Origin of the sequence: Paenibacillus sp. FSL R5-0713, from assembly GCF_037973325.1 — a bacterium.
Classification (GTDB): Bacteria; Bacillota; Bacilli; order Paenibacillales; family Paenibacillaceae; genus Paenibacillus.
Genome location: NZ_CP150229.1, coordinates 514,666 through 530,192, shown reverse-complemented (window position 1 = coordinate 530,192; position 15,527 = coordinate 514,666). Strand labels below are relative to the sequence as shown.

The window sequence follows — 15,527 nt, the reverse complement described above, 5'->3', positions numbered from 1 at the left end:
TTCTACGTGGCTCAAATCAGTCCGTACTACCTGCAAATTGGAGCAACCGTGGGCATGCTCGTCATGGCACTGCTTGCCATCTTCATCCGCATGAAAGCCAGTCACAGACCGGTGACCATTCGCAAAATCCTTATTCCCCCGCTCGGCATGAGCACAGGATTTCTTATGTTTGTTGTACCGGAGACACATATTCCTTTACTCTGGGCATTCATTGCATTTCTGGTGGGCTGGTTCCTTTTCTCCTATCCCCTCATTCGCAGTACACGGTTTGAACGAGTAGGTGAAGAGATTTTCGCCACGCGCTCCCGCAGCTTTGCTTTCATTCTGCTTGGATTGCTGGCCGTACGCTTAATTCTGCATGAAGTCATTCAGCGATATGTAAGCATTCCGCAAACAGGCGGACTATTCTTCCTATTGGCCTTCGGCATGATTGTACGCTGGCGTGTATATATGTACAAACACTACAAAGAAGTGCTGGTTGCCGAACACTAGTCATCATAAGCAGCCCACACACAGATCTACAGAAAAAAGACACGTTCTGATACACCATCGGTGTGCAGAACGTGTCTTTTCGTTTTCATCTACTTATTAAATTGTAAAACCATGCGATATCTATTCTGGATCTGCAACCTTAACCAGCTGCTTGCCCAGATTATCTCCAGAGAATAGGCCCATGAATGCTTCCGGCGTCTGTTCAAACCCGTCCACAATGTTTTCTTCATACTGGAGATGACCTTCCTTGATCCATTTCGCCAACTTGGCGCGGCCTTCCTTGAAGGATTTGGTGTAGTCACCCAACAGGAACCCTTTCATTAATGCTGTATTGGTTAAGAGCAACGTCTGTGGACGCATCCCGATATCCGGTTTCTCCAGATTATAAGACGAGATCTGACCGCATAACGGAATACGTGCATTCCGATTAATGTGGCGCAAGACTGCATCCGAGATGTCGCCGCCCACATTGTCGAAGTAGACGTCCACGCCATCCGGGCAAGCCCGTTCAATGGCCGCTGACATATCCGGCTCTTTCTTGTAGTTCAATACCACGTCGAAGCCCAGTTTTTCTTTCAAATAGACGCATTTCTCATCAGAGCCTGCAATACCGACTACGCGTGCTCCTACGATTTTACCAATCTGACCTGCGATCATGCCTACCGCTCCGGCTGCTCCCGATACAACAACCGTTTCGCCGTCCTTCGGCTTGCCGATGTCTTCCATGCCAAAATAAGCTGTCAGACCCGTCAGGCCCAGTGCGCCCAGGTATGCCGTGATTGGTGCCTCTTCGGTATCAATCAGCGACAGATCCGTTGTATTCACTGCGGCGTATTGTTGCCAGCCCCACATGCCGGATACGAGATCTCCTTTGCGCAGATTAGGTTCCGAAGATTCCACAACCTGCCCAATGGCTCCACCCTTAATCACTTCATTCAACGCGTACGGTGCAGCATAGGATTTTGTATCTTTCATGCGGCCCCGCATGTACGGATCGACCGACAAATATAATGTACGTACCAGGACTTGCCCAGCTTCCGGTTCAGGAAGAGGTGCATCAATAAATTTGAAATTTTCTCTGGATGGGGCACCTTCGGGACGAGACGCAAGTACGATCTGTTTATTTACAGACACCAAAATTACCTCCTTGTTGCCAAGTGGACGCAAGGTTAACCCTTGTCAGCTGAGATCCCTCACCACTGGCTCTGTGTTATCACTTCTTATTAGTTTAAACCGAAACAGGCGGATCACAAACGTGGGCCGCCTTGAAATATGCAAATATCGTCACATTGTAGCTGCTTTTAGCTATTATTGTGCTGTCAAAATCACAGGACCGTCTGCTGTGATTGCAATCGTATGTTCATACTGGGCAGACAGACTTCCATCCATAGTACGTGCAGTCCATCCATCCGAATCCAGCTTGCTGCGATACGTACCAATGTTCAACATCGGTTCAATCGTAATAACCATACCTTCCTTCAGGCGCGGACCCCGATGTGGCGGACCATAGTGAGGGACTTGTGGTTCCTCATGCATCTTCTCACCAATGCCGTGTCCAATAAACTCGCGTACAACCGACAGACCTTCACCCTCTGCATAGACTTGAATGGCATGGGAGATATCGCCGATCCGGTTACCCACCACGGCCAATTCAATACCTTTGTACAGTGACTTTTTGGTTACATCCAGCAGATGTTGCGCTTCTGGGGTTACTTCACCTACAGCATATGACCAAGCCGAATCGGCGAGCCAGCCATTCAGATTAACCACCATGTCGATTGTAACGATATCGCCGTCTTTCAGTGCATATTTTCCCGGAAACCCGTGACAGATCACATCATTAACCGACGCACATGTCGCATATTGGTATCCGTTATATCCCTTTTGTTCCGGCGTAGCGCCATTTTTCTTCATAAAAGCCTCTGCAAACTGGTCGATCTCCTGTGTCGTAATGCCCGGACGAATCATCTTTGCAATTTCTCTATGGCACGCGGCGAGAATTTCTCCGGCTTTTTTCATATATTCAATCTGCTCTTTGGTCTTCAACGTAATCATAACAACTACTCCTGTCCGTTAAAATCTTATCCTGTCCTCTATTGTAACGCTAAACGCGCAAAATAAAAAATGTCGTGCAACAGCAACATCCTATTATACGCCAAGCTCCTGTCCAATGAATACAATTATCCATGAAAAACTCGAAACCCCTTCGGATCTGGCCACGTATATGGTTAAAACAGTTGAAGTCGAAAGGGTGAAAGCTCATGTTCAAAAAAATCATCGGTAAACTTATCGATTCCAAATCTTCATCTCACCGCAAACGTTACAGTTCTTCGGACAGACGCTCATATAAACGTCACAGCAGTTCCTCCGGCAAGCGTTCCTACAAGCGCTATTCTTCTTCGGATGTGAAATATAGGGACAGCCGCAGTGGCTCCGGGTATTACAAAAGCAGAAAATACAGCTCCAGCTAAGCGGCCTTTACTCCTGCTACTAAAAAGTAATCATCAGCCTGCTCAGTGGACAGGTCCATATATCAATGATGTAACAAAAATAAAGGGGTGTTCGCTAGCCATACACACGGCTAACAGAACACCCCTTTATTGTTTCTTTATATGTATGTATCAATTTTGCTGATTTTGATGTCTTAATGCCTCAATGAAGCAAATTCGCTTATCCACCGAGAACGAGTAATACACTTTAAATAGAGCTTTGTTTCTTCCTGAGTGAAACGAACACTGCCGATTTGAGCGAGAGCCTGTCTTGCTGAAGGTGTCCACTGGATCAACATCTATAAATTCCCTTTTTCAATTGCGTCAATTATATCATCTGTGGAGTAGACCCTACCCGAAGAGATATCCTTCTTGGCATGTAAAATTAAAGTTTTGAGTTCGTGATCACTTTCTATTTCTTCCTGAACGACGTTTTCCAGCGGCTTGATTAAATAATGCTTCCCTTCGATATCCACTATGGTGTCTTTTTTGCTATGAAACCACGTTTTAAATAATTCGGCATGATCGCCTTCCAGTTTTTTAAGCATATGATGAATCGCCTCCTTCAACGTATAATTGTTATTCATTATATCATTCAACCCACTGTTTTGATACGTTATGCATGTATCAGTAAAAAGGAAAAAGACCCCTACAGATATCATACGAAGAGGTCACGAATAACCAATATAGGTCCGCCTATAGAACTTATTCATCTTACCTTCATCAACACACGTTCCATCTCTGCCCGTAACTCCATTGCTCCGCCTTCATAACCCGGGCGAAGTCCCAGGAGCCGCTCCAGCATCTGGTGCAATTCCGGCGTAAGCTTAAGTTCCTCCTGCCAGCTGGCAGGTTCACGACCCTTCTCTGGCTCGTAAGCCGAATACAGCATAAAGAGAAGAAAGTGGCCGATATCCTGCAAGTCATGATCCGGTGTAGCGAGTTCATCTTCAGGCTCAGGGACTTCACGCATACGTCGCTTTAGCTCAGGCAACAACGGCTCCCCCAAGCGTCTCGCCAGGCCAAAGTCAATTAGATGCACCTTCCCTTCACGTAAAATAACATTGGGAATCCGCACATCTCCATGAATATATCCCTGCTCATGCACATGAGCCACTGGCGCCAGTAGTTGACCAGCTAATTCCAGACATTCCCGCTCCGTATATCGAAGACCTTGCTCAAATATGCAATCTTCCAGCGTCTGGCCACGAATATACTCGGTAACGATATAACTTCGTCTCCCGAATGTGAACACATCCAATAGATCGGGAATCGCCGGATGATGCAGAAGTTTCATCACGTCCGCCTCCCGCTCCAGCAGATGTGCAGCGAGTCTTCCCTTGCTGGGCTTGGACTCCTTCAACGCCACTTCCCTGCCGTTCTGCTCATCTGTACACAGGTATGTCAGCCCATAGCTCCCCATACCCAGCAATTCCTGTATTGTATATCGCTCAGCAAGGGCCGTCCCTTTCCGACGAGGACGGTCTGTCCACAGTCCGAGCAATCTTTGCCAAATTCGTCGCAGCTCCACAGATCCTCCCACACCAGCTATCCGAACTCATCCCGGTCTGTTTCTATACCGAGCGATCCATGGCCAGTCTTCATGTTGTATGGAGCTTATTATATCAGGCCGATCATGCAAAATCACGATGAGCCATAGTCCGTTGCTTAAGCTTCCTTATGCTTCTTGGGCAGGAATCCAAACAACATACGCAGGGATACTCCTTTGGGTTTGCGTTTTCTTCCCTGGAAACTGCGCAGATTGGTCACGAGTTCGCGATCTCGCTCTTCCTCCAGCTTTTCGTTCATCCATAGGCGTTGTTTCTCCATCTGTTCCTGAAGAGCCATATGTGTATCAGCCAGATGCTGAAGGGTCAACTCCAATTCATCAACCCGCTGTTGCAGCAGCTGTACCCGATCGTCCTGCTGCTGTTCTACAGCACCGTATGTTACCTCACTTACCAGTTGTCCCAGACCCTCATAGGATCTCAGATTGCCGATGGATTCCGGGCCCTCAGGAGATATTGATGGCATGACTGTCGCTGCACATTCGGACTCTGAAAGACCTTCAATCCCCACCACAGGTACATCTATTTCCGCTACAGCTACAGGTGCCTCTGGGGCCAATACAGTCACCACAGCATCAGCCAAGGGCAGATTATGCTCTCTGAGTTCGGTCATCAGGCGTTCAATGCACTCGATGTCGTCGGACTTGAATAGTCTGGATTTGTTGGCGGAACGTTCGAACCGGTATCCCTGCTCTTCCAGTGCCGCCGCATATTTACGAAGAGTACTGGCACCTATGCCCAGGCTCTTGGCCGTTTCCGTCGTTGCTCCTGCTTCTTCAATCATCATTAATTCCCTCCCGGAATGAAGTCTTTTGGGAATCCATTTCATAATATCTTTAGTGAGTTATGAATGGACTCTCGGATAAAACATTACGGCTTCAGCGTTCCTTTTTGGAACCGTCATCGGATCGGGGCAACCTGTCTCATGGATCAAGTATGTTAATCTTTTGCTTATCCGTATGTATTCGTCGGCTTCTCGGCAGATCCCTTTGACGGTTTTGTTCTGTTTCTGCGGATTCCTAAGAAGTTTTGTCAGGTATATATTCCGCACAAATAACCCCGAATCCGACAAGGAGCATGAATGCTGTCATGTCGAATGACACAGGTGCAAATGCCGTCAAATCATATGATTATGAATTATTCATGTCAATTTTGTTAACTCACTTACTCCAATACGCTCCCGCGATAGCGGATATCATTGCTGTACTGCTTTTTCGTGTGTTATCTTATGTAACGTAGAAGTGCATTCCGGCATAAAATAAAGGACTATACTTAACATAGAACGCGTTAGTAACGGAAAATATCAATCTAATTGGGGGCTGAACGGAAGTGTTAGGCAAATCAGGTAAAGTAGCGGTGATCGGGGCGGGCCTTGTCGGTTCAAGTTGTGCGTATTCCATGATCAATCAATCCATATGCAGAGAAATTATGATGGTTGACCGGACGTATGACCGTGCCGTAGCACAGGCACTGGATTTCTCCCATTGTATGGACTTTACACATAACCGAACCAAAGTATATGCGGGCACGTACGCGGATTGTGGCAATATGGATGTGATTATCTTAACCGCAGGGGCGAATCCGAAGCCAGGACAGACACGGCTGGATATTTTGGAGGAAGCAGAGTCCATCGCCAAAGACATCGTGGTTCCCATCATGAACAGTGGATTTAACGGGATTTTTGTCGTCGCTGCTAATCCGGTTGACATAGTAACTTATATGGTATGGAAGTTATCAGGTCTTCCCCGTGAGCATGTTATCGGCACAGGGACGTCCATTGACTCTTCACGACTCAAAACGCTGCTGTCTGAAGTCTTCTCCATCGATCCACGCAGTGTGCATGGTTATGCGCTCGGGGAGCATGGAGAATCCCAGTTCGTGGCCTGGTCACATGTGACCATTGGTGGCAAACCGATTATGCACATTTTGGATCAGCACAAGGAGCGCTTCAAACATCTGGATCTGGACGATATTGCCCGCAAAACGAAGGATGCCGGTTGGGAGATCTTTACCCGTAAAGGCTCTACTCAATTCGGAATCGGCAATGCCCTCGCGCACATTACCCGTTCAATCCTCAATGATGAACACAAGATCATCGCCGTATCCGCTATTCTGGATGGTGAGTACAATCAACATAATGTCTGCGTCGGTGTTCCTGCAATCATCGGAGGAGATGGCATTCAAGAGGTGATTGAATTGAATCTGGATGCGGCGGAACGCCAAAAATTCAATAATTCCTGTGAGATACTATCCGGCAATATCAATCGTCTCACATTAGCATAACTCATTCGTGTACCGCTCTACTTCGATATGCTTCGGCTCATCTTGAAAAGCCTGTCAACGCAAACACGCCAATCACACTCCATCTGAGGAGTATGATTGGCGTGTTTGCGTTTGTTATTTTCACAGCTACATCGTTATCGTTAACAGATCGTTATTCAGTTCGGTGCAAGCTGGGGTTCGTCCCTTGGCCCCCATTGCTGTAACACCCGTTTCAACTCACTTAGCATGACCGGTTTGCTAATAAAATCACGCATACCAATCTCCAGACAAGCTTCCTTATCCTCACGTTTGGCATTGCCTGTAACTGCAATGATTGGAGGTATACGATCCCTTGGAATCAGGCGGTGTAACAGGTCTGTCGCCTTAAGTCCATCCATCACCGGCATATGAATATCCATCAGAACAATATCATAAGCATTCTGAGAGATGGCATCAATTGCTTCTACGCCGTTGGTACACACATCTGCCTGGTACCCCAGCTTCTCCAGATATTCTCGCAAAATCTTGCGGTTCACTGGATGATCCTCTGCCACCAGAATACGCATGGCGACCTTGTCACTCTGACGTGTACGATCATGATGGAACTGACTTGCTGTCTGTTCGGCTGAAGCATCTACACTTGCCGCAGGAACAGCAAATCGGAAGGTTGAGCCTTCCCCTTCTGTACTCTCGACACTAATACTACCTCCCATGATCTCCACGAGTCGCTTGGAGATGACCAGTCCCAGCCCCGTACCACCATATTTACGGTTAATCACCGGATGCAGTTGAGAGAAGGACTGGAACAACTGATCCAGCTTGTCAGCCGGGATGCCAATTCCCGTATCTTGCACAGCAAAATCAAGCACGCTATCTTCAGGCTTTCTGCCTTTGATAATATCCACGGTAACATCAATGCTTCCCTGATCCGTGAACTTAAGCGCATTGCCAACCAAGTTCACCAGAATCTGCCGGATACGTATGGCGTCACCAACCATGAATTCAGGGATGCTTGGATTGAGACGATATCTGATTTCCAGATGTTTCTCATCTGCGCGGGGTTTAAACAGTTCGGCAACCTGTTCCAGCATCTTACGTAATGCAAACGGCTCATAAGCCAAGGCCATTTTCCCGGATTCCAGCTTACTAAAGTCCAAAATATCATTAAGGATGTTCAGCAGTGCATCACCACTATCCTGAATAATCTCGGCATATTCACGCTGTTCTTCCGACAGATCGGTACCGATCAATAATTCGGTCATCCCCACAATCCCGTTCATCGGTGTCCGGATCTCATGGCTGACCATCGACAGAAATTCCGACTTGGCCTGAGCTGCCAGCTCAGCCGTCTCTTTAGCACGTACAATTTCACGCTCGCCAGTCACGTCATTAAACACAACCACCGCGCCCTGAATCTGTCCCTGTTCAATAATCGGCGTCACCTGGTACTGCACCAGAAAGCTGCTGCCATCTTTACGCCAGAACACATCTTCTTTGATTGAACGACTTTGTCCATCCAGCACGGTCATGTGGATCGGGCACTCTTCTATTGGGAAATGACTTCCATCTGCACGAGTGTGATGGATGATCGGATGTGAATTCTTGCCAATGAACTCTTGCGCCTCATAACCGAACATGGAGGCTGCTGCAGGGTTCATAAACATGGTGACTCCATCCGCATCCAAACCATATATTCCTTCTGTCACCGTGTTAAGGATCAGCTCATGTTGCTTGCTTAGCTCCTGAATCCGTTCCGTGTATTCCTTACGTTCGGTAATATCGGACACGATACCATAGACGCCTACCATTTCCTTATCCACAATAATGGGCACATTCGTAACGGATACTTCAATCTTCCGACCTCTGGAATTGACGATTCGGGTCTCATAATACTGAGGTTCACCCTTCTTCACCATTTCAAAATAGTGTTCGCCGTACTGCACTTCACATTTATCCAGATTGGATAGAAAAGATTTGCCAATCAGCTTATTACGCGGAATATCCAGCATTTGCACAAGTTTGCTGTTCACAGCACTATACTTGCCTTCCAGATTCAATGAATACACAGCTGCCGGATTATGTTCGAACAGCGATCTGTATCGCTGACGACTTTCCCGAAGACGTCTGTCCGCATCCTTATGCTGGGTAATATCCCTGCTGATGCTTACAATCTGGACACTCTTGCCACGCTCTTCGGTCACAGGCTTCGCCAAGGTCTCCATCCAGATATAGTGTCCCTTCTTGTGCAACACACGCATCTTGCAGCCATTGCCGATCTTGGAAAGATCCATAGGGTCCGGGTAATCTCCCGGATAACAATAATCCTTGAAGGACTTTCCTGTGACTTCCTCCGGCTTATAACCCAGCAAGGTGTGCACAGAAGGTGAGACATATAACAACTCTCCATCTATAGCACAAGTCGTAATCAGATCTTGTGCATGGTCAGCCAGCACCTGATATTTCTCCTGTGCCTCCTTAAGCTCACGTTGCACTCTCAGGATATCGGTAACATCTTTGGCAATACCATAGATTCCTACAACTTCGTTTCCATCCGTTATAGGCACATACGTGATCTCTGCTTGTTTCAGGGAACCATCTTTATGATAAAAGGTAATGGAATTACTGACTGAACGTCCAGCCAGTACCTCTTTAATATATTCATTGCGTAAATTTGCACTGTCCGGAGGACAGAGCTGATTCTGATTCATACGAATCAAGCCATCCAGTGTATACCCCGACATCCGCTCCACCGAGGGATTAGCATCAATATAATTTCCATGGATGTCCATCACATAAATGGCATCCGGGTGGTTAAAAAACAGTGATTGGTAAGAACTTCCCTCAGAAATAATGCGCTTCAGGGTTTCCGTTTTATTAATATCCAAGGCTTACCCCTCTTTTCTCAGCCAATATCTTCATCTAACAACAGGGATATATTATCCCTTGCCGAAATGGGCCTACCCTCGAATAACCATGTAAGCCTGCCTAGAAACAGCTTTTTTTATTTTACCAGATTCTCGTCTCATTTTGCTTACAATCTATGATTTAATTCACATGTTGTGTGATGTAATACTTGGAATTTTAATTTTTGCTTAGAAGGCGTTTCCAAACGCATGTAAGTTATACAAGGTAGTAAGCCACGACATAAAATTAACGATACATTTTGTATCAAACAGGCTATAATCGTTAAAAAACGTTTTTGACGAAGGTGAGGATGAATGAATCATGCTGCCCAACAGAGTTAAAATTTCCTATGGCAAATTAAGAGGCTTGACCATTTTTAGTAAAATTCAGCCCTCAATGGGCCTACTGCCACGGATCAGGGGAAAAGTATATCTCAATAAACATGGTGATTTGCAGGTGGGAAAGCGGCTTAACATCATAGGTAAACCTTGGGGAACCCAACTAACTGTGGTCAAAGGGGCGCGATTAACGATTGGCGATGACGTCATGATTAATGCCGGTGTGGGGATCGCCGCCAACGTAGAGGTGACCATCGGTAATAACGTCATGATCGGGCCTCGAACAAGCATATTTGACAGTGCTTATCACCGAATTGATTCACTGGATGATGGGAGCCAGACTGCCAAGCGAATTGTCATTCAGGATAATGCCTGGATTGGTACAGGCGCGCTCATTCTGCCCGGCGTGACAATTGGCAGGAATGCCGTCGTGGCAGCTGGAAGCACGGTGACCAAAGATGTACCCGAGAATACACTTGTAGCCGGAGCGCCGGCCAAAATCATTCGGGAACTGACCATTCATGACGGTTGGGTCAGACATTAGAAAAAATCCCCTCAAGCTCACATACAATAGAACGTTGCATGTTTTGCTTAAAAGAGGATATTGGCCATAGGATAAGTAGGGATATATTCAATTATTCAGATTTCTTTCTTCGCAAAATACAGCATGCCAATTCCTATGAAAATGACAGCACTGCCCCCAACGACTGACAGCAGCGTCAGCAGCGGCACGTTATAGGCTCCGAAACCTCCGCCGTCTACGGGTGTCATCAGAATCATCGGTTGCGCCCAAGGATAATACGGTCCATATGCCGCTGAGTTGACGATAAGGATATTGGGCACAGTCAGTGCAAAATTCAATGCGAGCGGTGCAGCAAAGCTACTCCACACGAGAGAAACGAACATCTGCAAGGCGGCAAGAGGTACACAAGCCAATAACCCAAGCAGCATTTTGCCTACCAGGAATCCCCAGGGTATCTGCATCGTAATGCCATGAATCGTGCCTGCCAGCAGAATGGATAGCAGCAACAACACTTGTGTACCCGCCAGAAGCATAAGTACAATCGTCAGTTTGCCTGCGTATACACCTGAACGTGTGAGCGGCAGAACCAGCATCTGCTTCCACCCTCCTCCTGCATGTTCGAAACGACAGACAAAGGACGTAAACACGCCAGTCAGCATCGGCAACAGGAGTAATCCGTGCAAGAAGACCATGGTGCCCATCAAAACCTGCCAACTCCCTGATGGAGTGGACAACAGTCCGATGAGCAGTGCAATAAGTGGACTTAACAGAATCAGGAGCCATATGGGTGACTTGCCCATCTTCAAGCGCTCAGCCGATAGAATGCGAAAATACGTTGTCGCAAAGCTCATATCAGGCCACATCCTTCCGGCTAAAATGCACCATACCCAACAACAGGATCAAGAGACCCAGACCTGCCCCCATGCCTGCATACAGATATGGATTAGGTCCATTCCAAGCCATCTGTGCCCAAGCAAGTGGAAAATACGGTGAGATACTGAGCGCGAACATGCCTGTTATCGCGAGAACAATTCCCAGAGTGACGGGAAGCGCCTGATTTTTATTGACCATTGTGAGCCATAACTCCAACGACAACACGGGAAGCGCACCAGCCAAAGGCAGCAGCCCCAGCTTGATGGCATGTGTCCAAGGGATCTCACTGGCATGGAATCCGAGGATCAGACCCAGACCTATAATTCCTGCGGTTAGCAGCAGGCAGGAGATTACCAGCAGTAGACAAGCCAGCAAGAACTTGGCCAGATACACGGCCGGTCTTGAAATTGGCATCGCTAGCAACTGTTTCCACGATCCCTGTTCATGCTCGACACTCGCGATCATGGAGCTGAGAATGGTTGCTCCCAGCATCAGGGACAACGGTACAAAGACAATTACATTGCCCAACAATCCGCCCCACAGGTTATCCGCATACTGTTCTTTCAGATAGTCCAACCGTAAGCCAAAATTAAGCGCCTGCATCGCTGTCAATCCAAACGGAGCCAGAAAAACGAGAAACCAAATTCCCTTGCCCCGAATCTTGAGCCAGTCCGACGATAATGCACGTCCGGTCATATGGAAGCCCCCTCGCCAATGACCCGCATGAACAGATCTTCCAGCGACTGACGCTGTTCCTCAACACGATACACATCATGATCCTGTTCAATCAATCGGCGCACAAGCAGTGCAACCGAAGGGTTATCCATATAAGGGAACGTTAACGCAGAACCTTGTCGCTGACCAAATTGCCCCTGCTCTCTCGCCAGTTTCATGGCCTCTTCCGGCTCGGAAACCGTTAAGCGGATAGAACTACCCGTCTGACTATGCAGACTCGCAATGGTATCCTGGAGCACCATCTTGCCTTCACGGATAATGCCGACACGACTTGCCATCTGTTCAACTTCACTCAACAAGTGGCTGGAAACGAGAACGGTAATGCCATGTTCCAGAGGCATGCGTTTGATCAGTTCACGAATCTCCTGAATACCGGCCGGATCAAGCCCATTCGTTGGTTCGTCCAGAATCAGCAGCTCCGGTTCACCCAGCAAAGCGCTGGCAATACCCAGACGCTGCTTCATGCCAAGGGAATACCCCTTCACTGAACGTTTGGCATCCTTGGTCAGATCTACAATAGACAGCACTTCAGCAATTCTTGATTTCGGGACATTGAGGATGCGGCGCAAAGTTTCCAGATTCTCTACCGCATTCAGATGTCCGTAATAAGAAGGGTATTCCACCAGGGAACCCACACGGCGCAGAATGTCCATGCGCTCCTTGCGGATATCCTTGTCAAAGACACGGATCACGCCTTTGGTTGGTTTAATCAAGCCGAGAAGCATGCGAATCGTTGTTGTTTTTCCGGCACCGTTGGGACCGAGGAAGCCGTAGATATCTCCCTTTTTAATATGCAGATCAAGTTCACGGACCGCTGCACGGTCCCGGTATGTTTTCCATAGATTCGCTGTTTGAATAATATTTTCACTCACTGTATGATCACCTCGGAACTATCGTAACCTTCCAAGGTTAAAGCCAAGGTGGTCTCCAGTTTAAGTTTAGTTTAAAAAAGAGATCTTAAGGGTTCGTTGTGTCCTTACTTCCCTTACCACTGTAGATGTATGTCCGAACGCCCGTATCGGAACTGTCTACCCGCTTGCGCAGTCCCATCTCACGAATTAACAGGTCTACAATGGATAAACCCAGACCTGTGCCTTTGGTGTCGGAATCCTGCTGCATTCCCGGACCGAGATCCTGAATAACGATAGCCGTCTCCCCCTGAATCTCCCGGGTTGAGATGCCAATATATTTCCCGCTGGCGGCATGGCGGATCACGTTCTGGAACAGATTATCCAGAATACGGCGCATGCCTTGTTCATCCATATGCCAGATCAACGGTTCATCCGGCAGATCAATATCAATTTCGAATTGCTCTTTCTCCCAGACCGGATACCAGGCCGCTGCCGTTTCTCTGACAATCCGCAGCATATCTTTCTCTTCCAGCTTCAGCGTATATTTACCGCTCGTGAGCAAATTATAGGATAACATGTTGTCAATGAGCCCGCCGAGATCCTCCATCTTCGCTTCCATGCGATGTAATGAACGGTCACCTTGCTCGCTTAGCGCTTCCTTATGCAAAGCATGCATATGTCCACGAATCACCGTTAGCGGGGTGCGTAGATCGTGGGAAAGCCCCGCAATCAGACGTTTGCGCAATTGTTCTTCCTCACGCTCACGCTGGCGGCTATCGGACAGTTGATGCACCATCTGGTTAAATGATTCCTCCAGTTGACCGATCTCATCTGACCGGCGGATATCAACCGGAAGCGGAATGCCCTCCTTGCCCGGGGTCATCATCGCCGTCTGTAAGCGAATAAGTCGTTTGCGAATGCGCGCGAAGAAGAGAATCGACATGATGATGAAAATCATGAAGATGATCGTCATCACAATGCCAAGATAAAGGAGCTCCATCGGCCAGTTACTCTGTGTCGTTTGCAGAAGTGATCGCGGCACTTCTATGATCATGAAGCCCTGTCCCTTGTCCTTTTCACCTCCACCGATGTATGTAACTACGGTTAGCGGATCTCGATAGGAAGCTTCTTTCATGAATTGAACCGTGTTGCTCACATTCCATATGGCCGGAATTCGAGTCTCTGCCGTTTTCCCGGAATCCAGTGACCATCTCAATGTCGTGTCTGTCCCGCCATCCGGCGATGTGGAATTCAGAAGCGTTACATCTTCACCACCGAGAATAAAGAGGGTCTCACCGCTCGCATTCACACGATACATGGAAGACTTGGGGTACGATGCATGTAATTGCTCCAAACGGGCCTTAATCTCCTCATCTGAAGCACCATTCAGGTTCACCGCTTCACGCGACCATAGGTTACTGATCCGGGTAACATCACCGTACGGTGCCGCTTGATTCGTATTTGTGTTGTTCACTACGACAACATATATGATGGATATGATCGGCAGAACGACAGGCACGAATAATACGGCCGCCAGAATCAGGATGATATATCTGGACATCAAGGACCGCCCAAAGCGTAGCTTGCCCTGCCTGGTTTGCTTATGCTTAGGATCCATGCGCGGTTCTCCTTTCCATTCTCCATTCATCGTCTTCCGTGCTCTGAACCGTCGGATCATGGCTTCTTCACACGATATCCCACACCGCGGACCGTCTGAATAACGACTGGATTGGCCGGGTCAAGCTCCAGCTTCTCGCGAAGATGTCGAATATGTACCATTAAAGTCTTGTCCCCATCCAGATAAGGCTCGTTCCAGACGGCTTCATAGATCTGCTCTTTGGTTCGAATCATGCCCATATGTCGTAGCAGGTAAGCGAAGATGTGGAACTGTTTCCCCGATAAAACAATCTCATCCCCCGTCTCCTCATTGACGATGCGGTTGTCCTTCTCATAGATGGAGAGATGATCCAGCTTCAGAGCTGTATCCGATGAGACCGCAGTTCCCGCCTTACGCAGTTGGACCTCAATCCGGGCAGCCAGTTCATCGGGGTGAAATGGTTTCGTTACATAGTCATCGGCAAAATCGAGACCGTGCAACTTGTCGTCAATGGACGTTCTGGCCGAGAGCATGACAATGGGCACGGCTGGATGTTCTTTTTTCAGTCGCTGGCCCACCGTAAATCCATCCAGCCCGGGCAGCATGACATCCAGAATGATGAGTGAGCAACCAACAGCAGCCTCCGCTGCACCTTCACCACTGCCGAGCCATACCACCTCATAACCGCGCTCCTCCAGATCGGCTCTGACCCAAGTTGCAATTTCCGTATCATCTTCAATGTATAACAGTTTGGTTTTCATTCGAATATTCGTTTCCTTTCCGCCCCCATTGGGTTAATGATATATCTGAGCCTCATCATAAAAAAGCTATCTATAACAGATGGATTCAAATCTTGTTATCTTGTTGAAGCCATGTTGAATTCCTTTACGTTACC

General features: G+C 47.8%; 15 protein-coding genes. 4 read left to right on the top strand and 11 right to left on the bottom strand.

Going from position 1 to position 15,527, the window contains the following annotated elements; translation table 11 throughout:
* Window positions 1-6 precede the first annotated feature (6 nt).
* Window positions 7-492, top strand: a complete 486-nt coding sequence (locus MKZ12_RS02545; RefSeq protein WP_338590424.1) for a cytochrome c biogenesis protein CcdC — start codon at window positions 7-9, stop codon at window positions 490-492.
* 120 nt (window positions 493-612) lie between these two features.
* Here the strand turns inward: MKZ12_RS02545 and MKZ12_RS02540 are convergent, their stop codons facing one another.
* Both MKZ12_RS02540 and map read right to left on the bottom strand, forming a co-directional pair.
* The gene (locus tag MKZ12_RS02540; RefSeq protein WP_339239282.1) at window positions 613-1,626 is read right to left on the bottom strand and encodes an NADP-dependent oxidoreductase; all 1,014 of its coding nucleotides are present in this window, start codon (window positions 1,624-1,626) and stop codon (window positions 613-615) included.
* 174 nt (window positions 1,627-1,800) lie between these two features.
* Window positions 1,801-2,547 (bottom strand): type I methionyl aminopeptidase, encoded by a 747-nt coding sequence (gene map / locus MKZ12_RS02535; RefSeq protein ID WP_339239281.1) that lies wholly within the window; start codon window positions 2,545-2,547, stop codon window positions 1,801-1,803.
* Window positions 2,548-2,753: 206 nt separating this feature from the next.
* On the opposite strand from map, the gene MKZ12_RS02530 reads away from it, so the two are divergent.
* The gene (locus MKZ12_RS02530; RefSeq protein ID WP_017690946.1) at window positions 2,754-2,963 is read left to right on the top strand and encodes a hypothetical protein; all 210 of its coding nucleotides are present in this window, start codon (window positions 2,754-2,756) and stop codon (window positions 2,961-2,963) included.
* Between the two features lie 317 nt (window positions 2,964-3,280).
* On the opposite strand, the gene MKZ12_RS02525 is transcribed toward MKZ12_RS02530, so the two are convergent.
* From MKZ12_RS02525 to MKZ12_RS02515, 3 genes are all read right to left on the bottom strand, one after another.
* A complete protein-coding gene (locus tag MKZ12_RS02525) occupies window positions 3,281-3,529 on the bottom strand; it encodes a hypothetical protein (protein ID WP_339258572.1) in 249 nt (82 codons plus the stop codon).
* Window positions 3,530-3,690: 161 nt separating this feature from the next.
* Complete coding sequence (locus tag MKZ12_RS02520; protein ID WP_339258570.1) at window positions 3,691-4,512, bottom strand: protein kinase; 822 nt, start codon at window positions 4,510-4,512, stop codon at window positions 3,691-3,693.
* Between the two features lie 137 nt (window positions 4,513-4,649).
* Complete coding sequence (locus MKZ12_RS02515; RefSeq protein ID WP_339258568.1) at window positions 4,650-5,336, bottom strand: hypothetical protein; 687 nt, start codon at window positions 5,334-5,336, stop codon at window positions 4,650-4,652.
* A 542-nt stretch (window positions 5,337-5,878) separates the two neighbouring features.
* On the opposite strand from MKZ12_RS02515, the gene MKZ12_RS02510 reads away from it, so the two are divergent.
* On the top strand, window positions 5,879-6,832 hold the full coding sequence (locus MKZ12_RS02510; RefSeq protein ID WP_339258566.1) for an L-lactate dehydrogenase: 954 nt from the start codon (window positions 5,879-5,881) through the stop codon (window positions 6,830-6,832).
* Between the two features lie 155 nt (window positions 6,833-6,987).
* On the opposite strand, the gene MKZ12_RS02505 is transcribed toward MKZ12_RS02510, so the two are convergent.
* Entirely contained in the window at window positions 6,988-9,696 is a 2,709-nt protein-coding gene (locus tag MKZ12_RS02505; protein WP_339258564.1) for a PAS domain S-box protein, read from the bottom strand.
* A 340-nt stretch (window positions 9,697-10,036) separates the two neighbouring features.
* On the opposite strand from MKZ12_RS02505, the gene MKZ12_RS02500 reads away from it, so the two are divergent.
* Window positions 10,037-10,597, top strand: coding sequence for a DapH/DapD/GlmU-related protein (locus tag MKZ12_RS02500; protein ID WP_339258562.1), 561 nt, complete (start codon window positions 10,037-10,039; stop codon window positions 10,595-10,597).
* 95 nt (window positions 10,598-10,692) lie between these two features.
* Here MKZ12_RS02500 and MKZ12_RS02495 read toward each other — a convergent pair whose 3' ends face one another.
* The 5 genes from MKZ12_RS02495 to MKZ12_RS02475 form a co-directional block, all read right to left on the bottom strand.
* A complete protein-coding gene (locus MKZ12_RS02495; protein WP_339258560.1) occupies window positions 10,693-11,427 on the bottom strand; it encodes an ABC transporter permease in 735 nt (244 codons plus the stop codon).
* 1 nt (window position 11,428) lies between these two features.
* Window positions 11,429-12,145 (bottom strand): ABC transporter permease, encoded by a 717-nt coding sequence (locus MKZ12_RS02490; RefSeq protein ID WP_339258558.1) that lies wholly within the window; start codon window positions 12,143-12,145, stop codon window positions 11,429-11,431.
* Complete coding sequence (locus MKZ12_RS02485; protein ID WP_339239272.1) at window positions 12,142-13,056, bottom strand: ABC transporter ATP-binding protein; 915 nt, start codon at window positions 13,054-13,056, stop codon at window positions 12,142-12,144. The genes MKZ12_RS02490 and MKZ12_RS02485 overlap by 4 nt, the downstream gene beginning before the upstream one ends.
* Before the next feature lie 85 nt (window positions 13,057-13,141).
* The gene (locus tag MKZ12_RS02480; protein WP_339258556.1) at window positions 13,142-14,653 is read right to left on the bottom strand and encodes a HAMP domain-containing sensor histidine kinase; all 1,512 of its coding nucleotides are present in this window, start codon (window positions 14,651-14,653) and stop codon (window positions 13,142-13,144) included.
* A gap of 56 nt (window positions 14,654-14,709) precedes the next feature.
* Window positions 14,710-15,393 (bottom strand): response regulator transcription factor, encoded by a 684-nt coding sequence (locus MKZ12_RS02475; protein ID WP_253429484.1) that lies wholly within the window; start codon window positions 15,391-15,393, stop codon window positions 14,710-14,712.
* Between the last annotated feature and the right edge of the window lie 134 nt (window positions 15,394-15,527).

Coding starts and splice junctions, on each gene's coding strand:
- map (WP_339239281.1), bottom strand. CDS start 2,547: ATGATTACGTTGAAGACCAAAGAGCAGATTGAATATATGAAAAAAGCC.
- MKZ12_RS02530 (WP_017690946.1), top strand. CDS start 2,754: ATGTTCAAAAAAATCATCGGTAAACTTATCGATTCCAAATCTTCATCT.
- MKZ12_RS02525 (WP_339258572.1), bottom strand. CDS start 3,529: ATGCTTAAAAAACTGGAAGGCGATCATGCCGAATTATTTAAAACGTGG.
- MKZ12_RS02515 (WP_339258568.1), bottom strand. CDS start 5,336: ATGATGATTGAAGAAGCAGGAGCAACGACGGAAACGGCCAAGAGCCTG.
- MKZ12_RS02500 (WP_339258562.1), top strand. CDS start 10,037: ATGCTGCCCAACAGAGTTAAAATTTCCTATGGCAAATTAAGAGGCTTG.
- MKZ12_RS02495 (WP_339258560.1), bottom strand. CDS start 11,427: ATGAGCTTTGCGACAACGTATTTTCGCATTCTATCGGCTGAGCGCTTG.
- MKZ12_RS02490 (WP_339258558.1), bottom strand. CDS start 12,145: ATGACCGGACGTGCATTATCGTCGGACTGGCTCAAGATTCGGGGCAAG.
- MKZ12_RS02480 (WP_339258556.1), bottom strand. CDS start 14,653: ATGGATCCTAAGCATAAGCAAACCAGGCAGGGCAAGCTACGCTTTGGG.
- MKZ12_RS02475 (WP_253429484.1), bottom strand. CDS start 15,393: ATGAAAACCAAACTGTTATACATTGAAGATGATACGGAAATTGCAACT.